Source organism: Hymenobacter baengnokdamensis (genome assembly GCF_008728635.1).
Taxonomy (GTDB): domain Bacteria; phylum Bacteroidota; class Bacteroidia; order Cytophagales; family Hymenobacteraceae; genus Hymenobacter; species Hymenobacter baengnokdamensis.
Genome location: NZ_CP044285.1, coordinates 1,718,147 through 1,738,746, shown reverse-complemented (window position 1 = coordinate 1,738,746; position 20,600 = coordinate 1,718,147). Strand labels below are relative to the sequence as shown.

Annotated in this window: 25 protein-coding genes; all 25 read right to left on the bottom strand. The window is 59.5% G+C overall.

Annotation, left to right across the window (positions count from 1 at the left end):
- Nucleotides 1–46: 46 nt before the first annotated feature.
- The 25 genes from F6X24_RS07350 to F6X24_RS07230 all read right to left on the bottom strand — a co-directional run bounded on the left by F6X24_RS07350 (nucleotide 47) and on the right by F6X24_RS07230 (nucleotide 20,600).
- Nucleotides 47–475, bottom strand: a complete 429-nt coding sequence (locus tag F6X24_RS07350; RefSeq protein WP_151087389.1) for a hypothetical protein — start codon at nucleotides 473–475, stop codon at nucleotides 47–49.
- Nucleotides 456–659 carry a hypothetical protein gene (locus F6X24_RS07345; protein WP_151087388.1) on the bottom strand — a complete coding sequence of 68 codons (204 nt, stop codon included), beginning with the start codon at nucleotides 657–659 and terminating at the stop codon, nucleotides 456–458. The genes F6X24_RS07350 and F6X24_RS07345 overlap by 20 nt, the downstream gene beginning before the upstream one ends.
- Before the next feature lie 11 nt (nucleotides 660–670).
- Nucleotides 671–1,021: a hypothetical protein gene (locus F6X24_RS18915; protein WP_191906491.1), complete on the bottom strand. Its 351-nt coding sequence runs from the start codon at nucleotides 1,019–1,021 to the stop codon at nucleotides 671–673.
- Between the two features lie 119 nt (nucleotides 1,022–1,140).
- Entirely contained in the window at nucleotides 1,141–1,788 is a 648-nt protein-coding gene (locus tag F6X24_RS07335; protein ID WP_151087386.1) for a hypothetical protein, read from the bottom strand.
- Between the two features lie 28 nt (nucleotides 1,789–1,816).
- A complete protein-coding gene (locus F6X24_RS07330) occupies nucleotides 1,817–2,170 on the bottom strand; it encodes a hypothetical protein (RefSeq protein ID WP_151087385.1) in 354 nt (117 codons plus the stop codon).
- Between the two features lie 4 nt (nucleotides 2,171–2,174).
- The gene (locus F6X24_RS07325; RefSeq protein ID WP_151087384.1) at nucleotides 2,175–3,182 is read right to left on the bottom strand and encodes a DUF6712 family protein; all 1,008 of its coding nucleotides are present in this window, start codon (nucleotides 3,180–3,182) and stop codon (nucleotides 2,175–2,177) included.
- A 1-nt stretch (nucleotide 3,183) separates the two neighbouring features.
- Nucleotides 3,184–4,572 carry a hypothetical protein gene (locus tag F6X24_RS07320; RefSeq protein WP_151087383.1) on the bottom strand — a complete coding sequence of 463 codons (1,389 nt, stop codon included), beginning with the start codon at nucleotides 4,570–4,572 and terminating at the stop codon, nucleotides 3,184–3,186.
- The gene (locus tag F6X24_RS07315) at nucleotides 4,572–4,907 is read right to left on the bottom strand and encodes a hypothetical protein (RefSeq protein WP_151087382.1); all 336 of its coding nucleotides are present in this window, start codon (nucleotides 4,905–4,907) and stop codon (nucleotides 4,572–4,574) included. Before F6X24_RS07315 ends, F6X24_RS07320 begins: the two co-directional genes overlap by 1 nt.
- 428 nt (nucleotides 4,908–5,335) lie before the next feature.
- Nucleotides 5,336–6,982: a hypothetical protein gene (locus F6X24_RS07310; RefSeq protein WP_151087381.1), complete on the bottom strand. Its 1,647-nt coding sequence runs from the start codon at nucleotides 6,980–6,982 to the stop codon at nucleotides 5,336–5,338.
- Nucleotides 6,966–7,856 carry a hypothetical protein gene (locus tag F6X24_RS07305; RefSeq protein ID WP_151087380.1) on the bottom strand — a complete coding sequence of 297 codons (891 nt, stop codon included), beginning with the start codon at nucleotides 7,854–7,856 and terminating at the stop codon, nucleotides 6,966–6,968. Before F6X24_RS07305 ends, F6X24_RS07310 begins: the two co-directional genes overlap by 17 nt.
- A 21-nt stretch (nucleotides 7,857–7,877) precedes the next feature.
- Entirely contained in the window at nucleotides 7,878–8,099 is a 222-nt protein-coding gene (locus F6X24_RS07300; RefSeq protein ID WP_151087379.1) for a hypothetical protein, read from the bottom strand.
- Entirely contained in the window at nucleotides 8,096–8,554 is a 459-nt protein-coding gene (locus F6X24_RS07295) for a hypothetical protein (protein ID WP_151087378.1), read from the bottom strand. The genes F6X24_RS07300 and F6X24_RS07295 overlap by 4 nt, the downstream gene beginning before the upstream one ends.
- A 13-nt stretch (nucleotides 8,555–8,567) precedes the next feature.
- Entirely contained in the window at nucleotides 8,568–9,230 is a 663-nt protein-coding gene (locus F6X24_RS07290; RefSeq protein ID WP_151087377.1) for a hypothetical protein, read from the bottom strand.
- On the bottom strand, nucleotides 9,221–9,607 hold the full coding sequence (locus F6X24_RS07285; protein WP_151087376.1) for a hypothetical protein: 387 nt from the start codon (nucleotides 9,605–9,607) through the stop codon (nucleotides 9,221–9,223). Before F6X24_RS07285 ends, F6X24_RS07290 begins: the two co-directional genes overlap by 10 nt.
- Nucleotides 9,608–9,797: 190 nt before the next feature.
- Nucleotides 9,798–10,133 carry a hypothetical protein gene (locus tag F6X24_RS07280; protein WP_151087375.1) on the bottom strand — a complete coding sequence of 112 codons (336 nt, stop codon included), beginning with the start codon at nucleotides 10,131–10,133 and terminating at the stop codon, nucleotides 9,798–9,800.
- A 126-nt stretch (nucleotides 10,134–10,259) separates the two neighbouring features.
- Nucleotides 10,260–10,844, bottom strand: a complete 585-nt coding sequence (locus F6X24_RS07275; RefSeq protein ID WP_151087374.1) for a hypothetical protein — start codon at nucleotides 10,842–10,844, stop codon at nucleotides 10,260–10,262.
- A 93-nt stretch (nucleotides 10,845–10,937) separates the two neighbouring features.
- Nucleotides 10,938–11,969, bottom strand: coding sequence for a hypothetical protein (locus tag F6X24_RS07270; RefSeq protein ID WP_151087373.1), 1,032 nt, complete (start codon nucleotides 11,967–11,969; stop codon nucleotides 10,938–10,940).
- A 71-nt stretch (nucleotides 11,970–12,040) separates the two neighbouring features.
- Nucleotides 12,041–13,432 (bottom strand): S49 family peptidase, encoded by a 1,392-nt coding sequence (locus tag F6X24_RS07265; protein ID WP_151087372.1) that lies wholly within the window; start codon nucleotides 13,430–13,432, stop codon nucleotides 12,041–12,043.
- Nucleotides 13,433–13,515: 83 nt separating this feature from the next.
- Nucleotides 13,516–14,910: a hypothetical protein gene (locus F6X24_RS07260; protein WP_151087371.1), complete on the bottom strand. Its 1,395-nt coding sequence runs from the start codon at nucleotides 14,908–14,910 to the stop codon at nucleotides 13,516–13,518.
- Nucleotides 14,910–15,578: a hypothetical protein gene (locus F6X24_RS07255; RefSeq protein WP_151087370.1), complete on the bottom strand. Its 669-nt coding sequence runs from the start codon at nucleotides 15,576–15,578 to the stop codon at nucleotides 14,910–14,912. Before F6X24_RS07255 ends, F6X24_RS07260 begins: the two co-directional genes overlap by 1 nt.
- A gap of 60 nt (nucleotides 15,579–15,638) precedes the next feature.
- Entirely contained in the window at nucleotides 15,639–16,145 is a 507-nt protein-coding gene (locus F6X24_RS07250; protein ID WP_151087369.1) for a hypothetical protein, read from the bottom strand.
- A gap of 483 nt (nucleotides 16,146–16,628) precedes the next feature.
- A complete protein-coding gene (locus F6X24_RS07245) occupies nucleotides 16,629–19,130 on the bottom strand; it encodes a primase-helicase family protein (RefSeq protein ID WP_151087368.1) in 2,502 nt (833 codons plus the stop codon).
- Nucleotides 19,118–19,543, bottom strand: coding sequence for a hypothetical protein (locus F6X24_RS07240; protein WP_151087367.1), 426 nt, complete (start codon nucleotides 19,541–19,543; stop codon nucleotides 19,118–19,120). The genes F6X24_RS07245 and F6X24_RS07240 overlap by 13 nt, the downstream gene beginning before the upstream one ends.
- Nucleotides 19,540–20,193: a master DNA invertase Mpi family serine-type recombinase gene (locus tag F6X24_RS07235; RefSeq protein WP_151087366.1), complete on the bottom strand. Its 654-nt coding sequence runs from the start codon at nucleotides 20,191–20,193 to the stop codon at nucleotides 19,540–19,542. Before F6X24_RS07235 ends, F6X24_RS07240 begins: the two co-directional genes overlap by 4 nt.
- Nucleotides 20,190–20,600, bottom strand: a complete 411-nt coding sequence (locus F6X24_RS07230; protein WP_151087365.1) for a hypothetical protein — start codon at nucleotides 20,598–20,600, stop codon at nucleotides 20,190–20,192. The genes F6X24_RS07235 and F6X24_RS07230 overlap by 4 nt, the downstream gene beginning before the upstream one ends.

The following is a 20,600-nucleotide window of genomic DNA, read 5'->3' as shown; positions in this document are numbered from 1 at the left end:
GCTAACCAGGGCTGGCGGGGCTTTTAGAGGGGGTTGCATCCGGGGCTCAACCCGCGCCGGGATGCCAGGGCAGCCACTTGAGTGGGTTGAACTGGTGCGTCAGGTAGTCCCAGCCCACAATCGAGAGAATGCCCACCACGATAAACACCCAGAACGGCACGCCGCCTTTTTTCTGGCTGGCCTCGATGTGGCTGTTAGCGCCGGTCGCCAGGGCCTGGGCGCGCTGGCCCGTTTTGTCTTTGCCCACGGTGGTGCTGGTGTTGCCCTGGCCAATCTGAAACGTCACCGGCCCGTTGAACTTGATGCGCCGCACGGCCAGCGGCGGAATGCCGGCCTTCGTCAGGGCCGAATCTACTTTGGCGTCGACGGCCGGCGCGTAGCGCTCGGTGGTGCAGCCCGACAAGCCAAACAGGCAGTAGCCCAGGCCGAAGGCCAGCACTAGCCCAATTAGAAAATTAATGACTCGCTGTTTCACGGGGAGGAATGGCTAGGAGTTGGGACGCGGCACAAGCCCGCGCATCGAGCACGGCCTGCTTGGGCCGGCGGGGCAGCGGCGCCGGCAAGTAGGCCGGGCCAGCGAAGCCGCGCCAGGGTTGGCGCGGCCGGGGGGAAAAGCTGGCCAGCGAGAGGGCTAGCAGCAGCATATATACGTTTTTCATAGTGCGCTTCGCTATTCGCCGTGACTATAATGCGGGTCGTCTACCACGTTGGCTACCTTGGCTACCATGCGCTTGAGGCGCCAATTCACGTACACGCCGTCGCCCTCGCGACTTTGCCGGCCGCCCGACGTGTTGCCCTCGACTGTTTGGCAGGCCGGGCCCGTACCCCACACGTCGAGAAAGCCGACGTGGTGCACTTCGTCGGCGCCCCAGGTGTAGCCCACCAGGTCGCCCTGCTGGGGCGACGGCCGGCCCGCTACTTGCCGGCCGCTGGCCCAAACCGTATGCCGGCGGTCAAACCAGCTGCGCGCGGCCCCAAAACGCGCCGTCACGATGTGGGCCAGGTGCAGGCAGTAGCTCACAAAGCAGCTGCACCAGGGCGAACGCTCCGGGGCGCCGACGAAGTGAATATATTTTTCCACTTCTACGCCCGAATTGAACCCGCGCTCCCGCACGCCGACCTGGCTGAGGTACGCTTTTCTTAATGCGGCACGACGGTCAGTACCGTCGTGAGCGCGAGCTGGGCCCCAATGAAGAAAAAGGCCAAAGGCAAGAAGCAGAAATACAATCTTTTGCATCGGATAGTAAATTTTAATTCTAAGAGTTTGCGGTGTTCGATAAGCACGGGCAGCAGGCCCGTGTCGAGCGTCTCCGGGTGCAGCAGCTGGGCCTCCAATTCGCCCGTCACGTTTTCCAGCACCTTATCCTGAAGCGTATCGACCAAGTAGGCGTAAAAGCCAGGCAGCAGGCGCTTGTAAGTGAACAGGGCCAGCTGAGCCGCCGCGAAATACTGGAGCGCGGCCAGGGCCAGCGTGTTAATCGTGCCCTGGTCGAATCCGCCGGCCGTGGGGTAGAACAGGCGCAGCACGGGCGGCAATACCAGGAAGATGCCCACGGCTACCAGCAGCGCGGAAGTGGCAAATTTGAGGTAGCCATCAGCCGCCTGGTAGTAGGCTACCAGCTGGCTGTGTAGGCTGGCCAGTCTGGCCAGGGCGCGGGCTTTTACCGCGCCGACCCTCGCGAGCACCCGGCCAAAGGTGCGGGCGTAGAGCGGGGGCGAAAGATGCTGCACTAGCAGGGCCAGTAGCAGCAAAATAAGGGGGCTAAACCAGATTAGGGTTACTAACATATAGTATTGATTGATAAAGGGTGAAGGGTTATTTAGTGTGGGCTTGCATCCATTGGTCGTGCAGGGCCAGCCGCTGCTCGACGGAGTTTAGGCGCGTATCGTGGGCCAGGTGCACGGCGGCGGCATCCTTTTTGGCATTTTGCAAGTCAGCAACTTCCTGCTTGATAAAATCCATTTGGGTCTGGGCCACTTTCTGATTAGTCACTAGCTCGTTAAGCGTGCGGTTGGTATCGCGCATCTCGGTGGCCGTGGACGTGATGACGTAGGTAAAGAAGCCCTGCACCAGCAGCACCAGGGCGCCACACAGCCCAAGCAGCGCCCAGTTGCGGGTCTTGTGCTCGCTGATTTCCAGTTTTTCGAGGGTAGCCGAAGTATCTGACATGAGCTTAGCAGGCGTTATAGACCCTGCGGCGGTGGTGGTGGATGGGCGGGGCATTGGGGTCAGGGGGTGGAGGCGGCGGCACGAAGGCAGCCGAATTGAAAAATGCGGGGTAGACCGTCGCGCTGGCCTTGGCCTGGAGCAGGGCCAGTAGGTCACGCAGGTAGGCGCGGCCCTTTTCCAGCGCCTGGCTGCGCTTCAGGCTCAGAATCGTGTCGCTGGCCTGCTTGCGCACGCGGTTGTTGGTAGTCGTCTTGTCAAGTTCTTTCACCACCAGGCCGCCCTCAGCCAGGTCCACGCCTAGCTCCAGCACGGCCTCGGCTACGGTTAGGTTGGCCAGCGCCGGCTGCAAGAGCTTGAGCGCGGCCTGGGTGTCGTCGCTCACGGTGCCAGTGGCCAGCTCGTCGCGCACGGCCTGGCAGAATTCGGCCGACAACACCGGCTCCAGGCTGAAGTGCTCGACTTGACTAATGAGCGGCACCAGGGCCAGGAATGTGCGCCGGGACTGGGCAATGCGGTAGTAGCTGTCAAAATCGACGGCGTTGTTCAGCAGCAGGCCCTTGTTGTAGGTATACGCTACGCTGCTTTTCCACAGCGGAAACTCGTCCTTGTTTTCATCGAGCACGCTGAGCACGTCATCGAGCGCGGTATAGCCGGTTTCCGTTAGGTACTCACGTAGGTCGTCAATCTGCCACTGAAACGCCGTTTTGTTGTTGGCGTCGGTCTGTATCCGAATGCCGGCGTCCGAAAGGTCGAGCTGGGCAATCGTGATATAGGGCGCGTAGGCCAGGTTGGCCAGCGCCACCTGCACCGCCGCCAGCAATTCGGCCTGCACCGTGCTCAGGCTGTTGGCCGCGTAGGCGTCGCACAACTCCTTGTACTGGGGCCGGCCCAGCACGGGAATGATGTGGCGCCGTTCGGCCGCCGCCAGCGCCCCGGTAATCAGCGCAATGCTGCTGCTCAGGTTGACGGGTACGCCAGCCCGAAATTCTTCGATAGTAGTAAGTAGCGGCATGTTATGACTGAATTACAGGGGTTTTGGTAGGCGTTTTCATCTCGCTGCCCGTGTCGAGCGTGGTAATGAGGGCATTGCGAAAGCGCCATACCAGGGGCATGCCGTCCGGGCCGGTCCAGCCGTTGTAGTCACAGATGAATTGCAGCACTTCCGTCACCACGTCCTGAAAAGCCTGCTGGAGACTGATATACAGGTTAAAAGCCACCCGCTTATCACTGCCTGAGCCGCCGCCCATTGACTTGCCGGGCGTGATGCCGCGCAGGGTGGGGTCGATATCGAGGGTCGAATACAGGTGCAGGCTAGCCTCCTGGCTATCCTCCACGTAAATGCCGTCCTTGATTTTGTTATCAACCGCCGTGATTTTCCAGCCCGCAAACTCTTTTTGCGTGATGGGGTCACTGTGAAACGTCACCATCAGCGAGTTGCCGGTGGCGTGGGTGCCGACCATGAAATTCTCGAACCGCTCCAGCTCGTCGTTCATGTGCTTCTGGCGCTGCTCCAGGGGCAGACTTTCCCAGTTTTCGCCGTACTTCCACTTCCACCACCAGGTGCTGACCTCAATGAGGTACTTGATGGAAATCTGGTTTTCAAACAGGTGCTGCTTGAATTCCGGGATGGATTTGGCGACCTTGAGCCAGCCGCTGGTGCGGGCCGCGTTCCAGTTTTGCAGCTGGTAAAACGTCTCGCTGTGGCTAGGGTAGCTCAGCGGGTAGATGTACTTGTAGCCCCGGCGGTCGTCGCGCAGCGAGTCTATCAGGTCGTAGCCGGGCAGAATAACCGGCACCTTGCTGGTATAGATGTCGTTTTCACTGGTCCAATGGAACCAGTTGGCATTTATAAAGCAGTTCTCGATAAAGCCCGTCGCTGGGTTCTGGCGGGCCCAGCGGCAAAACGGCACTTTCTGGCGCGTGATGTTAGTAATCTCGCTCCGGTCCTTGCTCACAATCAGCTCCGGGAACGCGTTGGCGAACGTCACCACGTCCTGGGCCGTGCCCATTGCCCAGCGGTGCAGCTGGTTGCGGCGCACGAAGTTCTCGACCTGGGGCAAACGCAGGGGCTTGAACGTTTCGGCGCCGTCGTCGCCGTAGGTGAACGTACCGTACATGAGCCCGCCACCGTACAGGGCGCGGGCTTTCCAGTCGAGGCCCGAGAGCAGAATAGTGTTGTCGCGGATGTCGGCCAGGATACGCTGGGGCTCCAGGTTGTCGTAGCCCCAGCGGGCAATGGGCCCGGTGCCCAGGGTCAGGTCGCGCACGAAGGGCGCGGTCGGGGTGGCGCCGGGCTGCTCAGCCGGGGGTAGCCCGGCGCCGGCATTGAGGCGCACGGCCGCGCTTATCTTAGGCAGGAAGGCGACGGTGGCCGCCGGGTTCATGTAGGGAGTAGTAGACATTACCAGTGCACTGTTTGACCGTTGAATTCCACGATGAGCCGCACGTGCAGCTTGCGCGTCTTACCACTGCTCAGCACCGTCACGTTGCGGGTCTGGTTGACCCGGTGGCCAGGCCGGCGACCCAGCGCCAAGCCCGCGACCACTGTCCACTTCACCGGCTCAGCTGGGGCCGGCGCCTTGGGCTTAGGCTTGCCGCCCGTGCACACGCAGCCCTCCAGCGTCAGCAGCTCGCCACCGGTGCCGCGTTGGCGGTCGGCCGTCGAGTACACCACCGTAAAGGGGTCGGACGTGGTGTCCATTAGCAGGAGCACGTCGGCCAGGGCAATCAGCTGCATAAGTGTGAGCGTAGTAGTAGCTCAAAATTCCGCCGACCAGCAACCCGAAAAAAGGACAGGAAATGGCGCTGGTGCCCGGCTGCCCGGCCGGCTACCCAGGTAGGCCAGGGCGCTACTGCCGGGCCCGCAGACGTGGCAATTCGGGGGCGCGGTGCCCGGCTGCCGACCCACTACCCCAGGCCACCCCCTAATCATATATCCTAAAAAATTGCCCTAAAAAATTGCCGGTCGCCATCAGCGTGTGACAGGGGCTCCCGTTAAAAAAGAGACGACTCCGGCCGGCCGTATGCACGTAACGACCTGTTTACAACCGGCTTGCTGAGCGCCTGGCACCCTCATTTTGAGACGGCAAAACGGGCTGTTTGGGCCCTAAAAAGCCCCGCCTGGTGAGGCGGGGCTTTCGCCACTGGAGCACGTGCACGCGGCAATTAGGTTTTGCCGTAGACGTTATCCTGAAAGGCGGGCATCGTGGCCAGGTAGTGCTGGTAGAGGCCCCAAACCAGAATATCAAACGTGTCGCTCAGGTGGGTGGCCTGCTCGGCCGGCACGGTGCTGGAGCGCTCGCTGCTCTTGTTTTTTTTCACTACGCCCATTAATTCCGTCACCGGGGCCAGCGACATCGAGAGCAGCAGGTGTTTGCAGTTGTGCTTGTTAAACCGCAGCTTAGGGTAGCGCGGGTCTAACTCTTTGAGCAGGCGCGAAATAAGCAGGTACTTGTCCTTGTGCTCCGGGGCGGCGCCTTTCGACACCATGTAGACTTTCCACCCGTTGTTACGCAAAATCCTAGCGAACTGCTCGGCATACGTTAAGTCGCTGTTAGCCTGGCGACTGTTACCCGTGTGGTCGTAGTGAAAGTAGAACTCCTTGCACAGGTGGTAGGCGTAGTAGCGGCAGAATTCCTTAGCCAGGTCGTCGAGAATGAGCGGGGCCTTTACGTACAAGTCTTTCAGCAGGTTAAGCTGCTGAAGCTCCTGCTGTGCTACGGTCATGCACGTGATTTTCGCGCCCCAGTCCACGGCCCCGCGCAGGGGCAGGCGACTTTTGCAGTCCGAATCCTGCCGGCTGTCCATCTGTTCCTCCTTCAGCAGCTGCTGGCCGTCGAGGCCTACCAGGCGTAGGTGCTCATTATCGAAGGCCGTGTAGGTGTGCACGGCCGGGTCGAGGTTGGCGTAAAAGCCGCCCTCAACCTTATCGGTGCGCATGTTGAGCAGCTCGACCTTGTAGGTGTAGTCGGTGAGCTTACGGCGCTCGTTTTCCAGGTATTTGAGCTTCACGTTCGTGAGGTTCTCAAATACGTTGGCCTCCGAGTACATAAACCCGTTTTTGTCCGGGTAGTAGCGCATGCGCCGCATCAGCTGGTCGATTTCGGGCCATAGCTTCAGGCGCTTGCGGGGGTCCTTCTCATCAATAAAGGCCAGCTGAAGCCGCACCAGCTCCGCGCGGGTCAGCTTGATGTCTACCCCGTCCCGGTCGTAGTAGTCGCCGGCCTTGAGCAGCCAGCTGGCGCTGGCCCCGTACGGCATACTGGTAAAGTGGTGCACCCCGCCGTGCAGGCGGCACTTATCGAAGTAACAGTAGTTGCCCCGGATGGTGGTACTCACTTCCTGGTCGAAGCGCTCCTTGTCGAGCAGCAGCGACTCGTCGCAAATAGCGCCGTCTGTGTTGAGGCCCCGAGCGCTGCCACCGCCCTTGTCCTGGCTTACCAGGTGAAACAGGGTGCCATTGCGGAAAATAATGGCATTCTTGTAATTGTGCGGTGGCTGATAAGGCTCCTTAAAGCCGTAGGCGGCATCGGGCTTTTTACCGATAAAGTAGTGCACACCGTGGTAGTAGCCCAAGCGCTCCAGTGAGGCCCTGGTACTGGGCAGCGTGCGCGTCAGGATTGCCTGGTAGGTGGCGCCCGTGATGGTCCACGCCGCCCTGGGCATCGTGCGCACAATCATGTGCATGAGCCAGGCAATGATGGTCGATTTGCCGGTGGCGCGGCCCCAGACGTTGACCGACTCTTTGGGCTGAACGGCCGCAAACCGAAGTTGCGGCACGTTCATGCTGAGGGGCTTATTCGGTAATTCCACGGGCGGCTTCCTGAATTCGTTGTAGCATTTCCAGCGGGCTGTTGCCGTGGTGTTGAATCGCGTCCATGACGGCCTCGTATTCGTGGGCGGGCAGCCCGGCAATGGCTTCGAGGTTGAGCGTGAGGCCGGGGCCCGCCTGGCCTTTCACCTCCAGCAAGTAGTTGCTGGGCTCCAGTGATTCCGGGTCGGGAATGTGGGCGTCGGCTTTGTCGAGGCCCGTGATTTTTACCAGCGTGGCCACCGCAGAATTCATTTCCTTAATTTCCCCCGCCTTTTTGGCGCGGTTGTAGGTATCGAGCGCCATTTCCTTGAGCAGGTAGCGGTCGGCTTCCTTACTCGACTTCACTACGTCGCCGTACAGCTGCTTGCAGTCGGCCAGGTCCCGGTAGGCCTGGGCCCGGCTCACCTGAAACCGACTTATGAGCTTGGATGTGGCTTTCTCGTTGGTTTTCGCAGCGAGCAGCAGCCCCCACGCAGCATCGAGGCGCGTGAGCACCTGCTGCTGGTGGGTCGTGAGCACCACGGGCGCCTGGGTGCCCACGGCTTTAAAATAGGCGCGCAGCCGGTCAAGAGTCGTTTCCCGCCGTCCGGGGCTAACGGTAGGGGCCAGCTCGCTCTCGGGCAAGTCTTCGGCCTGCACCACCAGCACCTGGTCGTCGGGCGCCGGGGCCTGGTCGTCACGGTCGAGCCGGGCCAGCTCGGGCTCCTTAGCGTAATACTCCAGGCCGGTTTCATCTTCGCACACGTGCCAACCCACCAGCTTCAGGAAGTCGAGGCCGTAGGGCCCGAACGATACCAGCGTGACGAAGTGGCCCGCGTTGGGGTGCTTGCCCACGACCAGGGCACGGTCGCCGGGTTTAAGCTGCTGGCTCATAACTAATTGATTAATAATTGACTAATAATAGGTATCCCAGTTGGCGCGCTGGGTTCGGGTAAGGTATTTTTTCGGTATTTCGCCGGCCACGATGTTGTTAATGCGGCCCTTGCTCTGCACCCAGGCCTTGGCGCCGCCCTGGTTGTGAAACCAGTACCTGGTGTAGAAATGAGCGTAGCCGGGCGGCATGCCGTTGGCCGGGCGTAGCAGCCGCTTCAGGCTGTTTTTACTTAGGTTTCTCACACCCTAAAAAGGCTGAGGTAGAATACCCTGCTCTTCGTGCGCGTTGTTCCATGTTGCCAATCGCGCGCCTGGGCTAGCAGCTCTAATGCCACCTTCATAGCGTCCTCACTGGTAGCAAAGCGCCACACGGTGCCGTTGGCGTGACGAGCCAGACGCCAGCGAGTGCGGCCCAGGGGCAGTTTCCAAGCCCGTTGTAACTCGTAATGACTACCCCGGCGCCCATGTATCTCAATCGTGCGAAAGCAGGGCAGCAGTTGCAAGCGCAGGAGCCTTAGCAGCACGCAGACCAGTATCAGGGGCCAGACCAAGTAGACTGCGATAACTTTTAACAAGGTCACCGGCCCGACAAGCCTATAAAGAGCATCCCAGCAGCCCTTAGCGGGGATATTGTTTATCACGCACAGCATCGCGCTGGCACCGATAGAAAAATAATAACACAGGAAAATGGCATCCATAAAAAAGGGTTAATTAAAAGGTTTGCAATACATTATCTAGCTGTTCAATCTCTATTTTCCAGGCCGCTACCTCGTCGGCCCGCTCCTTATTATGCTTCTGCTTGCTCACCTGGGCACGCAGGTTGTTGCGCCGCTTCAGCACGGCGGCTTGGTCGCCCAAGTCGAGCACCGGCGGGGGTACTACTTCCGCCACCGGGGGCAGCTGGCCGTGCTCTTTCACGTAGGCCCCGGTGTCCCAAATCGCCTGCACCTTATCCATGAGGTCCAGAATCTGGTGGGACCAGGTGCCGCGCTGCTGCACGTCCTTGGCGTGCTTTAATTGAGTTTGCAGGTGGCTGGCCTGCTTGTAGAGCGGTTTCCACTGCTTATCGAGGTCGAGCAGCAGCTGGGGGTTAGCCGGCGCCGGCTGCGCGGCCGGGGCGGGCGCGCAGCCGGGCTGGTTGAGGCTGGTGAAGGTGAACGCCTGACCGACGTAGCCAACGGGGTAGGGCGCGCCGCCGTCGTGCACGCGGCCGGCCAGCTTGGTGAGTTCTTCGCGCACGGCCGACCGGTTGTAGGCGGTCGGGCCGTGGCTGAGCGTGCGCTTCAGCGTGCGGTTCAGCCCATACTGCTCATAGAGCAGCCGGCCGGCCTCGTACTCCTGGGGACTGTCGAGCCACTGTTGAATTAAGCACATTGCTTGGTAAAGCCTAAGTAGGAGCTGCTCTTTGGGGCGCCCAGTATGCCCAGCTGCGCGTAGGGGTAAATGCCCAGCGACGGGCAGTAAATCAGGCCGTTGTGGTACACAACCCAGTGCCCGTAGCGCTGCACCTCCTTGGGATAGCTGAGCCGGAGCAGGCAGGTGGCCGGCAGCGCCGACTCGTTGCGAAAGGACTTCAGGCGCTCGTTGGCCAGGTAGCCTAGCTTAGTCAGCGCCCGCCGCACCGATTTAGTAGTGGTTACGCCCTTGGTGCCGAACACCTTGCAGCTGGCTTTGCGGTCGAGGTCGGCCACCATCGCCACGCAGCACTGGCCGCAGCAGAATGAGCCGGGCTTTTGACGTACCAGGTTCATTTCAGGTAGACGTCGTAAACGACCTTGGGCCATAAAAGCATGAGCAGCACCAGCACAGTCATTCTAGCCTTCAGGCCAGACCAGGCACGTTCTTGAGCCACTTGAGCCGCTATTTCGTCTACTACCTTAGAAAACCAGCTGTAAACCAGCATTCCTACCAACAGGTAGAGACAGCAGCAATTCACGAAGCTCACTTGGCCGGCACCAGCTCGCTCAGCTTGGTAGAGAATAGGCCGAAGTTTGCCGGCTCGATGTGGGGCTTGCAGTAGGCCAGCACGCCGGCGCGGCCGGCGCGCTCAAAGGCGCGCAGCAGCCGGCGCGCGTGGTTGACCGGGTGCGGATTGCCTAGGCGCTTATACGTCTGCTTGGGGTCCACTTCGCCGCCGCCGGTGAGCTTGGTTTTGCCGGGGTTCTCGTCGAGCAGCTGCTGCCCGCTTACAACTTCACCGATTAGGTAGGTTTGGGCCGGCAATTCGGCCGCGAGCGCGGTTAGACCAGCGCGCAGCTCTTGGGTCAGTTTGGGCATTTGAGAGAGGCTAGAGAAAGGTTCTCTACAAAGCTCTCCGCCGGCAATTCGCAAAAAAAGGACACGAAAAAGCCCCGCCAGAAGCTAGCGGGGTTTTTCGTGTCCTTTCTTCGTAAAGCTTCTTTTTTAGTCTTCCAGGCCCAGGTCCTGCTCAGTAGGGTCGCCGCCGCCATCAGCAGCTACCATGACCTTGCCGGTAAACACGGGCGCGGGGCCCTTGCGGCTGGAGTGGAACGTGAAGGTGGTTTTGCGGCCGTCCGTCGATTTCTTACCCGTCGAACCGGGCGCGGTGGCCAGCTTGGCGGGGTAGCCACGGGTGCCCAGCACGCGGATTTGGCCGTCCACTTCGGGCACTAGGAAAATGAGGTTGCTGTTTTTGCACCACTGGGCAAAGCCCAGCTGCTCGGGCTTGGTGCCGGGGTGGGCAAACTCCAGCTCGTTTTTAAACGACATCGAGTCCGTTTCACCCTGGCCGCTGTGCTTCAGCTCGCCATCCTCCAGCGTCACGTAGATGCTGCTGAGCGGCTTCTTTACCACGATGTCGGCCGTAATCGTTACCAGGTCGGCAAACGTGCCAGTAGAGGCGGCCGAATCGTCCTCGGTAGGCTTAGGCAGGGTTACGATGTTCTCCAGCGTCGTGTAGAAAATCTTCTGCTGAATGCCGGGCGTGTTATCGGTGCCCGACGTGTGGGTTAAATCTTGCGTATCCACGGTAGATAGTAGCTAATTGATTGATAAATTGATAGCTTAAAAACCGGCCCCTACGTTAGCAGGGGCCGGTTTTAGGTGCCTAGTAATCCCTTACTAGCTCGGCAGCGGGGCCGACACGTTGGGGAAATACTTGGTCGTCAGGGCCGCGTCGGCGTCGGCATCAACCCCGGTGCCCAGACCTTTCAGGGTGCCGGCGGGCACGGCAACGACTACCATCTGGTTGGTCCAGAAACCAACGCCTTCCCACCACTCCATGAAAATCTTCACCTGGTAGTCGAGCACCTGCACGTCCGTAATCACGGCCGTGTCCACGATGTCAATCAGACGCAGGAAATTCTGGTCCGGGGTGGCGAAAATGATGTTGGTGCCGTTGAGCGACGGCAAGCCGATAAGCTTGCGCTGGCCCAGGTACGTGCGCATGCCGTCCTCCAGGGTGTAGGTAGGCATCAGGCCGTGCTTGTTGCGGTAGTCGAGGCGGTAGGCCTCCACCAGGTTTTGCGGCATGTAGATTTTATCCAGCAGCGGCTTCAGCTCTTCAGGCAGGTTCAACTCGAATTCCTCGATTTGGTCCACCATGTTGCTGCGAGAAGGGGCCAGAATCGGCACCTTGAACATCGAGCCATCGGCCACGCCCTGGTTGATTTTGGCCTGAATGCCGTCCATCGAGTGGCCGAACACACCCAGCTTGGTAGGGTCGTACTGGCCCTTTCCAATCAGCGTTTCGCGGTTCGATACCACTTTAGGCATCAGCTCCTGGTCAATAATGTAGTGGCTGATAGGCATATCCGCCGCCTTCTTACCTTCCTCGTACAGGAACGCAATCCAGCTGTTTTGCACCTGGGCGGGGGTAATTGGGAAGTTGACCTTCTGCTGGTAAGCCACCAGGGGGTTCACCTTGAATTCGGTCACGCCCATCGGGGTCCACACGGCCGTGAAGCCCTGCACCACGTCGCTGGTGATGGACTGGAGCGCCGGAAACTTGCCCTGCTGGGCCGGAATCGTGCGCATGTACTGGGCCGTTACCGACTTCTGGTAGAGGGCCGCGATAATCTGGCGGTTGTTGGCGCGGAAGTAAGCACCAAGCTCGGTCGCCAGTTCGGTAGCACTAGGATTGAGGTCTGCCATTGCAGTAATAATTAAAAATAGAGTTATAAATAATTGATAAACTGATAGTTGTAATTGCCTGGCGGAGAGGCCTAGAGGCCGTAGGCAGCAGCAGCGCGGTTGTGAGCTGCGTTGGGGTCCACGATGGGGTTGACGGGGGGCGTCGTGTCGCCTTCCTGACTGCTCGGGTTGAGGGGGTTGGTCGGTACCGCGCCGGCCTGCTTGCCGTACTTGGCCACCTGAGCCTCCAGCTCGCCCACTTTGGTGTTGGCCGCGGCCAGGTTGCCGGCCGATGTGGCCAGCTCCGTTTCCTTCGCCTTGATGGTGGCCACGGCCGTGTCGCGCTCGGTGGTGAGCGTGGCCACGAGGCCATTGGCGGCCACCAGCTGGTCAGCCTGCTCCTGGGCTTTGGCGTTGAGTTCTTCCACGCTGGCCTCAGTCAGCGGGGTGGAGGGCGCGGCCGTAGCCGATAGCCCTACCAGGGCGCGCAGGGCGCCCCAGGATGGTTTAAAATTCATCTTAGTTTGGGAGTTTGGGGTGTTGCTTGGGGTACCCGCTTTCGGGTCGGAAGCCATGTCGAGGGCCAGCTGCACGGCCTGCTCAAAGCAGCCGATAGAGTCGGCCAGGCCGAAGTCCACGGCATCAGTGGCCAGGTAAACCTTGCCGCTGAGCACGTTTTCGGCGTTTTTGCCGCTGGGCAGCTTGCCGGCGCGGTTCTGGCGCACGGCGTTGAGGAAAACCTCGTTTAAGGGGTTCAGCAGCTGGTCCTTAATCGGCTGGTCGTTGCCGGCCAGCAGTTGCAGATACGCCTCATTTTTGTCGCTGCTGGCGTCAGCGCGCACCATTTTGTCCACGAAGCCCGCCTTCTTGTCGGCCTTGCTGGAGTCGGTGTACTGAAGCATCGTGCCAATGCTGCCCACCTGGCTGGTAAGCCCGCTGAGCATGATGTGGTTGGTACCCGAAATGCTCCAGTAGCCGGCGCTGGCCACCATGCTCTGCACGTAGCCCACGGCGGGCTTCTGGGTGGCGGCAATGGTGTTGCTGAAATTCTCGGTGCCGGCCACCGTGCCGCCGGGCGTGTCGAAGACGAACACGTGCGCCACGATGTTGGGGTGGGCATCGGCTTCCTGGGTCAGGCGACTGAGCGTCTGAGTGCCCAGTGAGCCGCAAAAGTCCTGCTGCATCATTGGGCCCTGCACCGGAATGACGGCCACGGAGCCCTGGGGCGCCTCGTCAAACGAGCTGTACTTGCTGGCCTTGTGCACCTGGGCGCCGGGCTCCAGGGTCAGGGCGACGGCGTAGGGCGCGTTTTTCTTTTTCTGGCCTTTAAACAGGGCCGCCGCTGGCTCGAAATTGCCGGCGCGCAGCTGGTTAAGCAGGGGCAGATAGCCCTGGGCGGCGCCCAGCTCCATGAGCCAGGCGCCCCGCATTAATTGGGATAGTAGTTGATAATCGGCCACATTGATAGCATAAGGGTGCCTCAAAGGTGGCGGGCTTGAAAACGCAGAAAAAGGACACGAAAAAGCCCCGCCTGGTAGAGCGAGGCCTTTCACGAATGTCCCTGGTTTCAGACGCGGAAGATGTCGAATTGCTTCACTGCACCCGTAAAAGCGCCCCCCTGCGGGTTGAGGCTAATGCCCATCTGCGGATTGGAGGCCACGAAATTGATATGGTACTCTCCCGGTGCAGCTGGTATGGCATGTGGGTTGCCATCCACTGACAGAAATAACGTGCCGCTAACGGCAGTGCCATCCGGCAAGTCCTGCACCACGATAACGGCGGTGTAGGCCGCGCTGGTGACAAAGCCGGCCACTATCTGATATAAGAACAGGCCATTGCCGCTGCCGGCGTTTGCGCCTGCCGGTGAAATAGCCAGTAGGTCTACGCCATCCCAGTACCAGCCGCCGCTGCTTCGCCAGCCAGTGGTTTCGTCACTGGTGAAGGGGTCGAGAAACTTGCCGTTGATGGTGAGGGACTGCGGAGCGCCGGGGTCAACCGGGAACGTCGGCAGTTTCGCCGGGGCCGGCGAGATGATGCGCGTACTACTATACTCAATGCCAATGAGCGACGCATCCGGCTGGCTGACCGGAATGGTTTGGATATAGAGCTTCACCCCGCTCGCAAAGTCGGCCGGGGTGAGGGCAGCCAGCAGTACCATTACCTGGGCCAGCGTCTGGCCGCCGGTGCCATACTGGCGGCTGCCTACCCTCGTATGGGTATCGAGCTGGTAGCGCACAGCTGAGACATTCTTGTCCAATACCTCATCCAGGATGGTGAAGCCAGGCAGTACCGGAATTTCGCGAATGCGCAGGCCATTATCCGCGCTGACTTCCAGATAGCCGCTGAGCAGGCTCGTGGTGGCGGTGGCGGTGGCCGTACCAGCCAGGGCATCCACCGCGACCGGCGTAAGCGCGCCGCTACTGCACAGCGTGCCGGCCACGTCAAAGCGCCCGCCGGCCAGCCCACGCACGTACACTACCTGGTCGGCTGCACCCCCGTTCCAGGCCCCAGGGATGCCGTAGAGCCGCCCGGCCGTGATGCCGGCTGTCGCATACCCATTGGCATCAAGCAGGTACCGCTGCACAAAACTCAGCAGGTAAGTGCCATACAACGCAACGGGCGAAGTAGGTGGGGCCGCCGGCACCCAGGGCGGAGTATCATTGTCGCTGGCGCCAGCGGGAGCGGGGAACGGGCCACCCGCTACACCGGCGATGAAAAAATAATACTCATCGTCGAAGATGATTTTCATCAACTCGCCCAGCGCCCAATCTTGAATACTAGCCGTCCAAGTTCGCACATTGGCCGGCGCGACCAACGACATCGGCGCAAACGAATCAGTAAAATCGGTGACCAGGCCGCGAAAATCGCTTTCTTCCGTTTTCGCAAAGTTGTTGTCCGCAAATACGCCCACCACGGGCGCGTTGTATTTCGCCACTAGGGCGGTGGGGCTGAGCTGAGTCATTACTGAACGAGAAGAGTGGTCCGAAACGGCCCGGTGACAATCAGCCGCTGGCCCGCCTGCACCGTCCGCAGCAGCGTGCCGTGCCCGTCGAATACCTGCACCGTGCCGCCGGTAGCCGGCGCGCTGGGGCGCACGTATTCGACGTCAGGCACGGCAAATGTGCCGGCGTAAAACAGCGCGGGCCGCAGCTGGCTGCCAGCCAGTTCCAGCGCGTAGCCGGCGCGCGCCGCCGTGGTGGCTTGCGTGGCCAGGCTGTAGTTGAGCGTGTACCAGCTGGTGGTATCGCCGGCCAGCTTCAGCCGGCCGTTGCCGTCCCGGTAGAGCAGCACCAGGCGCACGCCCCGATAGCGCAGCAGCGCGGCGGCCAGCGCGGGCGTGTCTTCAGCCACGAAGCCGGCCAGCTTGCCGGTATAGAGGCCCCCGTTCCGGTCGTCGGTGAAAGCCTGGTCGAAGCTGGCCGTGTCGAGCGTCGCGCGCAGCGGATACCACAGCGCCCCGGCGCGCGTGGCCAGGTTGCCTAGCACGGCTAAGCCGTTGCGCAGGGGGTCGCGCAGCAGCGCCGCCTGGGGCAGCAGGTAAATCTCCTGAACCCCGCCCTCGTTGTCGCCCACTGGCTGGCCGATGGGGGCTAGCAGCGGTAGCGGGTCGGTCGGGTTGAGGGCGGGCATGAGGGCAAAAAATTAGGGGACAAACTGAAACACGATTTTACCAAAAAAGCCTGTTTTTTTTCAGGCCGCCAGACGCTGGCCAGGTAGGGGACAAACTGAAACACGATTTTGCACATTTTCCGGCGCTAGCTGGTCTGCGCAGTAGCGTTGCCAGGCTTTTTTCAGCGCGTCGTGGGTAATGTCCTCGTCGAGGAAATTATACTTGGCTCGGAACTGCTGAATCGCCCCATACTGGCTCAGGCCAAAGTCGCGTCGGTGGGCCACCATGCCGTAAAACTCGGTTTTAATAATGGCCTCTACGTCATTATTAAAATCAATAATATCGGTGGATCGAAGTGCTTTAAATCGCCTCTGAAACAGCAGGTTACCCTCAATAGACACGCTAAACTCAGCCGTGTAGCGGCCGGTAAACCCGTCTAGATATGCGTTGGTGCGGGGCGCTTGAAGCCGCAACCGCAAGATGCGCCCGATAGGGTCCAGCTGGCTCAGCTTATAGGCTGGCCCCAGGTGGTGCAGCAGGTATTTCTGAACGTGGGGCTTAACTGGAACAGTAAAGGTGCGCAGCATAAAGGGGTGGCCAGAATGGGTACTTGAAGGTAGCATACCCCCGACAGCGCATCAAGGACACAGCACACCCCAAAAAGGCAAATTACCAGCCGGCGCGCGCCACTCACCAAACATTCACACCAGTGGCTAAAACTCCTCGTTTTTCACTGAAATTCAAAAAGTGTGTTGTTTTTGTTTCAAACACGACTATTGACTTTTACAACCACTGTAAATCAATATAATAACCCTGAAACATTCTGAAACAAACCCCTTGTTTCGCGCGTTTCGTTTGTTTCAGAAAACCACATTTGAAACACGGCCTTTTTTTTTGTTTCAGACGGACAGGCGTGAAAAAGTGCCTCTACAGCATTCTAGAGCTATTTTTTATACTTTGAAACAATTGAAACAAAAGAAACAGTGTTTTTCAAGAAATCGGCAAAAGCTCCCTTTATGGCCCAAAAAAAGGGGCCCGGAGGCCCCTGTTTCATTTGTTATGCATGCCAACTATCTCCCCCACCCGCTGCCGAACTTCACGCCGGGAACGGCTGGCGGCGCGGCGACTTGAGCCGGTGAGGTCGGCAACCAGTTGTCAGACACGTAGGGGGCCTCGAAGGCAGCCAGCTCCTGCTCACTCAGCCAGTCATGCACCAGCAGCTCATAGTAGCGGGCCTGCTCCTCGTGGAAGGTCATGCCGGCCGTATCGGGAAAGCCCTGCCCGTTCAGCATCTCGTAGTTCACGCTGGTCGGGATTTTAATGCGCTGGCTCGGGTTGGGCTCCAGCCCCCGCTTATTCTTGAAATACTCGCGCACGTCCTTCTCATCCACGCGGTACTTGCTCGTCTCGTTGATGGCCTTCACCAGCCATTTCACGCTCATGCGGATTTTCCCGAGCCGATACGTCAGGAACATATCCTTAATGAATTCCTCGATGTTGTGGTCGAGGCGGTTCTTGGTGGCCTTCACAATGATGCGGAATTGCTCGGTGATGAAGTCCTCGGGCTTAAACCACAGCCGGCTCTCACGGGGGTGGTGCACCTGGCGCTGGTGCAGGAAGTGAAGCCAGGCCGGAATCTCAGCGCGCAGCTTCTTCTCCATATCCGGGTCTTCCTTCGCAAACACCGGCACCTTCACCACAAACCAGCGGGTATCGTTGTCGTCGAGCTTCATCACCTTATCCTCCTCGTTGCTCGTCATGACGATTTTGCCGTAGAACGGCACTGCTTTGAGGTCCACGCCTTTGCGCTCCACGTACATCTCCTTGGCCGTCACCATCTGCTTGAGGCGCTCCTTTTCCGCTTTCTTTTCCAAATCCTGAAACGCCTCGTCGAGGCCAATCACGAACTTGGTAGCATAGTGCGAGTTGAATTTCATCGCAAACTGGTCGTTGTTGAGGATGGTGGCATTCGAGCCATAAATCCACGTCAGCCAGTTCAGGAAGGTGGTTTTGCCGGTCTTGTTATCCTTCGATACCAGAATAATGACGGGCAGTTGGTGCTTGGGATAGTTATGCAGCACCGTAAGCCAGTCGAGCGCAATGGTAAAGGGGTCGGCCGTCACGGGCTTTTCCTCCGTGCCATATTGAGGCTTACCGTTCTTCAGCGTCTCAGTTTCGACGAGCGTGCCGGTGCCGGTGAAAATGTGCTTGAGAAACGCCAACGTATGCTTGATGGAACCGCTCACTACCTCGTGGCCCAGCGGCTGTATCAGGTTCAGGTTCTTGGCAATCACGCGCTGGTATTCGCCGTTGAAATTAGGCTCCACCGTGAAGCCGTCGAACTTAGGGCACTCGTCGAGGAAAGCAGGGTAATTCTTGTACTCCCGCGAAATCTCCCCCACCTTCCAGGGCACCAACTCGCGCACTAGCTCACCACCGGGGCGGGGCTGCCATATCCACTTGTACCAATCGGCCCCGATGCGGCAAAACTCGCCGGCATCCTGGTGGGCCAGGTAGATGACGTCCTCACCGTCGGGCACGTAGCGTCGGCCCCGAAATGAAAACTCCCGGATGCCGATGTCTTTGCGGTAGAGCAGGTAAAAGTCCTTCTCAGGGTCTTTGGCCTTATTATTCACCGCGAAGTAGCTACGCACGTTGTCGTAGTGCGGTGTGGTCACATTCTTGCCCTCAAAGTACTTGTTGGCCTCGGTGCCCTTGGCCAGGTCGGCCAAGATAGCCTCCTGCTCTTCGGGAAAGGCCATGAACATATCATCCAAGCCCTTAGCGTTTTTGTCGCACATTTCGCGCCGTCCGTGCAGGTAGAAGGCTCGCTTCAGCGCACAGGCCTCGTCGTCGAGCAGCGACTGAATGGCTTCGCGGAAGTTGATAACGGCCTGGGCAAAGGAGTTGGGCCGCTTGGCCAAGTCCTTGCCGGCCTCCCAGCGCACGGTGCGGGCGTCGGCGTCGTGCAGCAGCACCAGCGTTTCCACCTCGCACTTGCGGATGAGGGCTTGCAGCTGGCTCTCCAATTGCCAGTTGGCCCCCACCTGCTGGCGCACCACCTGGTTGCTGGGCATCCCCACGATGTCGAGGCCACGAGCTACGCCGGCCGCCGCCTTCAGCTCACCCTCTACCAGGTACAAGGTCGGGATTTTGGTGCCGGCCTTGTACTTGGCCACGAGGCCGGGCATGAAAAACGGAAATTGCCGCGTGCCCTTGGGCTGCTCGTACTTCATCGTCTGGGAGTTGCCCTCCTTATCGACGTAGGTGCGGGGCTCCTTCAGGCGCTTGCGCTCGAAAATGCTGTCAGGGTTGTTCTTCGTGCCGTTGTCGAAGGTGAGCACGTCGCCGCCGATGGTCGGGTAGAGAATAACCAGGTTATCCTCGTCATCGGAAGAAAAAACCGACCACTGGGCCTTTATATGCGAGTCGGGCGAACGCGGGTGCGGGGCCCGAAACAGGCATATTTCGTCGGGGATGCCAGCCAGCCGGCAGCGCTTATCGGCGTAGGGCTCAGGCCAGGCACAGGACGGGCCAGGCGTTGATTCGGTGGGTGGAGTTAGGTCGGACACGGCGCGGAAGGCAGAAAATCAATGGGAGTAGTCGCGCGGCCATACTTGCGGGTGTAGGCTGCTTTGGGAGCCACCACGCGCTTATCGTAGCGGAGGTGGCACTGCTGGCAGAGGGCAGCCAGGTTGTCGTCGGCGTGGTCAACCAGGGCGTGGTCGAGGTGGGCAATGGTGAGCACGATGCGCACCTGCCGCTCCGGGGGCCAGTAGTCGGCCTCATCGGCCAGCAGTTGCCCAGTGGTGCCGTCGAAGGCCTCGCCACTGGGCAGCATGTAGTGGCCGCGGCTGCTGCGCTGGATATCGGCTCCATCCGGTACCTGGCAGAATTTGCACCGGTGGCCATCGCGGGCCAGGATGCGCGGCCGGATTTCGGTGAGCCAGTTGGGGGGGTAGTTTTTGTAGTTAATCGGCATCACGCAACGGACCGTAAAGCGGCTTTCAACTCGGACCCTAATGGCCGGATTTTAAGCAGTTCGGGCGTATTCATAATATGTGCAGCCACCGTCAATCGGTGGGTTTTCGTGATGCGCCCAATACCTGATATTGAAATACCATCGAGCAGCAACTGCTTGATTTTATCGTCTTTGCCGCTCAATTTGTGTCGGCTCGACTTGCTGCCCTTTGGCCGGCCCAGCACTACGCCTTCGGCCTTTTTGCGGGCCAGCGCCTCTTTGGTGCGCTGCGAAATCAGGTTGCGCTCAATCTCGGCCGAGAGGCCAAAGGCAAAAGCTAGAATCTTGGAGCTGATGTTGTTGCCCAGTTCATAGCCTTCCTTAGCTGTGAACACCTGAATATCACGCTCCAAAAGCTGGTTCAGAATACTCATAATCTGCATCAGGTTGCGACCTAATCGCGATATTTCTGACACTAGCAGAATGTCTCCAGCACGCAGCTTCTTTAGCAGTTCACCAAGCTTGCGATGCTCCAGCTTTTTGAGTGCGCTAATGGTTTCCTCCACCCAGGTTTCTATTTTCCAACCGCGCTTTTTAGCGAAGCCATTCAGTTCAAACCGCTGATTCTCGTTAGTTTGCTTGTCAGTGCTAACGCGGATATAAGCAAAAATCATAGTATTTTCGGGTTGAAGTGAGCCGCCCTTGTCGCGGCTTGGTGACGATGAAATTCATTTGGTGAGTGGCCAGCCAGTTGGCCAGCAGATGCCTTCAAGTCGTAGTCGGCTAGCAATTCCTCCAACCACTGGGTTCGCCAGCCATACTCTTCCATTTCCTGCACGTAGGCTTGCAGCACAGATAGGCTTGCGGCGGTAGGTGCCTCCCCGCCCTCAATGTTGAGCCGCTTGGCTGCCAACAGCAGGTCGGAGTGCAGGCGGGTGTGGAATACCACGGGCTCGTAGGCACCGCCTAGCACGTACACAAAGGCCAGCAGCTGGCAGGCCCGGTGCTCGCTCATCATCGTGAGCCCGATTTGGTTGAAGGCTACTTCGAGCTGGGCCTTCATTTCACTTTCGAAGCTCAT

Excerpts from the sequence above, each read along its gene's own strand:
- F6X24_RS07345 (WP_151087388.1), bottom strand. The coding sequence starts at position 659 with ATGAAAAACGTATATATGCTGCTGCTAGCCCTCTCGCTGGCCAGCTTT.
- F6X24_RS07335 (WP_151087386.1), bottom strand. The coding sequence starts at position 1,788 with ATGTTAGTAACCCTAATCTGGTTTAGCCCCCTTATTTTGCTGCTACTG.
- F6X24_RS07330 (WP_151087385.1), bottom strand. The coding sequence starts at position 2,170 with ATGTCAGATACTTCGGCTACCCTCGAAAAACTGGAAATCAGCGAGCAC.
- F6X24_RS07325 (WP_151087384.1), bottom strand. The coding sequence starts at position 3,182 with ATGCCGCTACTTACTACTATCGAAGAATTTCGGGCTGGCGTACCCGTC.
- F6X24_RS07320 (WP_151087383.1), bottom strand. The coding sequence starts at position 4,572 with ATGTCTACTACTCCCTACATGAACCCGGCGGCCACCGTCGCCTTCCTG.
- F6X24_RS07315 (WP_151087382.1), bottom strand. The coding sequence starts at position 4,907 with ATGCAGCTGATTGCCCTGGCCGACGTGCTCCTGCTAATGGACACCACG.
- F6X24_RS07305 (WP_151087380.1), bottom strand. The coding sequence starts at position 7,856 with ATGAGCCAGCAGCTTAAACCCGGCGACCGTGCCCTGGTCGTGGGCAAG.
- F6X24_RS07295 (WP_151087378.1), bottom strand. The coding sequence starts at position 8,554 with ATGGATGCCATTTTCCTGTGTTATTATTTTTCTATCGGTGCCAGCGCG.
- F6X24_RS07290 (WP_151087377.1), bottom strand. The coding sequence starts at position 9,230 with ATGTGCTTAATTCAACAGTGGCTCGACAGTCCCCAGGAGTACGAGGCC.
- F6X24_RS07285 (WP_151087376.1), bottom strand. The coding sequence starts at position 9,607 with ATGAACCTGGTACGTCAAAAGCCCGGCTCATTCTGCTGCGGCCAGTGC.
- F6X24_RS07280 (WP_151087375.1), bottom strand. The coding sequence starts at position 10,133 with ATGCCCAAACTGACCCAAGAGCTGCGCGCTGGTCTAACCGCGCTCGCG.
- F6X24_RS07270 (WP_151087373.1), bottom strand. The coding sequence starts at position 11,969 with ATGGCAGACCTCAATCCTAGTGCTACCGAACTGGCGACCGAGCTTGGT.
- F6X24_RS07260 (WP_151087371.1), bottom strand. The coding sequence starts at position 14,910 with ATGACTCAGCTCAGCCCCACCGCCCTAGTGGCGAAATACAACGCGCCC.
- F6X24_RS07255 (WP_151087370.1), bottom strand. The coding sequence starts at position 15,578 with ATGCCCGCCCTCAACCCGACCGACCCGCTACCGCTGCTAGCCCCCATC.
- F6X24_RS07250 (WP_151087369.1), bottom strand. The coding sequence starts at position 16,145 with ATGCTGCGCACCTTTACTGTTCCAGTTAAGCCCCACGTTCAGAAATAC.
- F6X24_RS07235 (WP_151087366.1), bottom strand. The coding sequence starts at position 20,193 with ATGATTTTTGCTTATATCCGCGTTAGCACTGACAAGCAAACTAACGAG.
- F6X24_RS07230 (WP_151087365.1), bottom strand. The coding sequence starts at position 20,600 with ATGAGCTTCGAAAGTGAAATGAAGGCCCAGCTCGAAGTAGCCTTCAAC.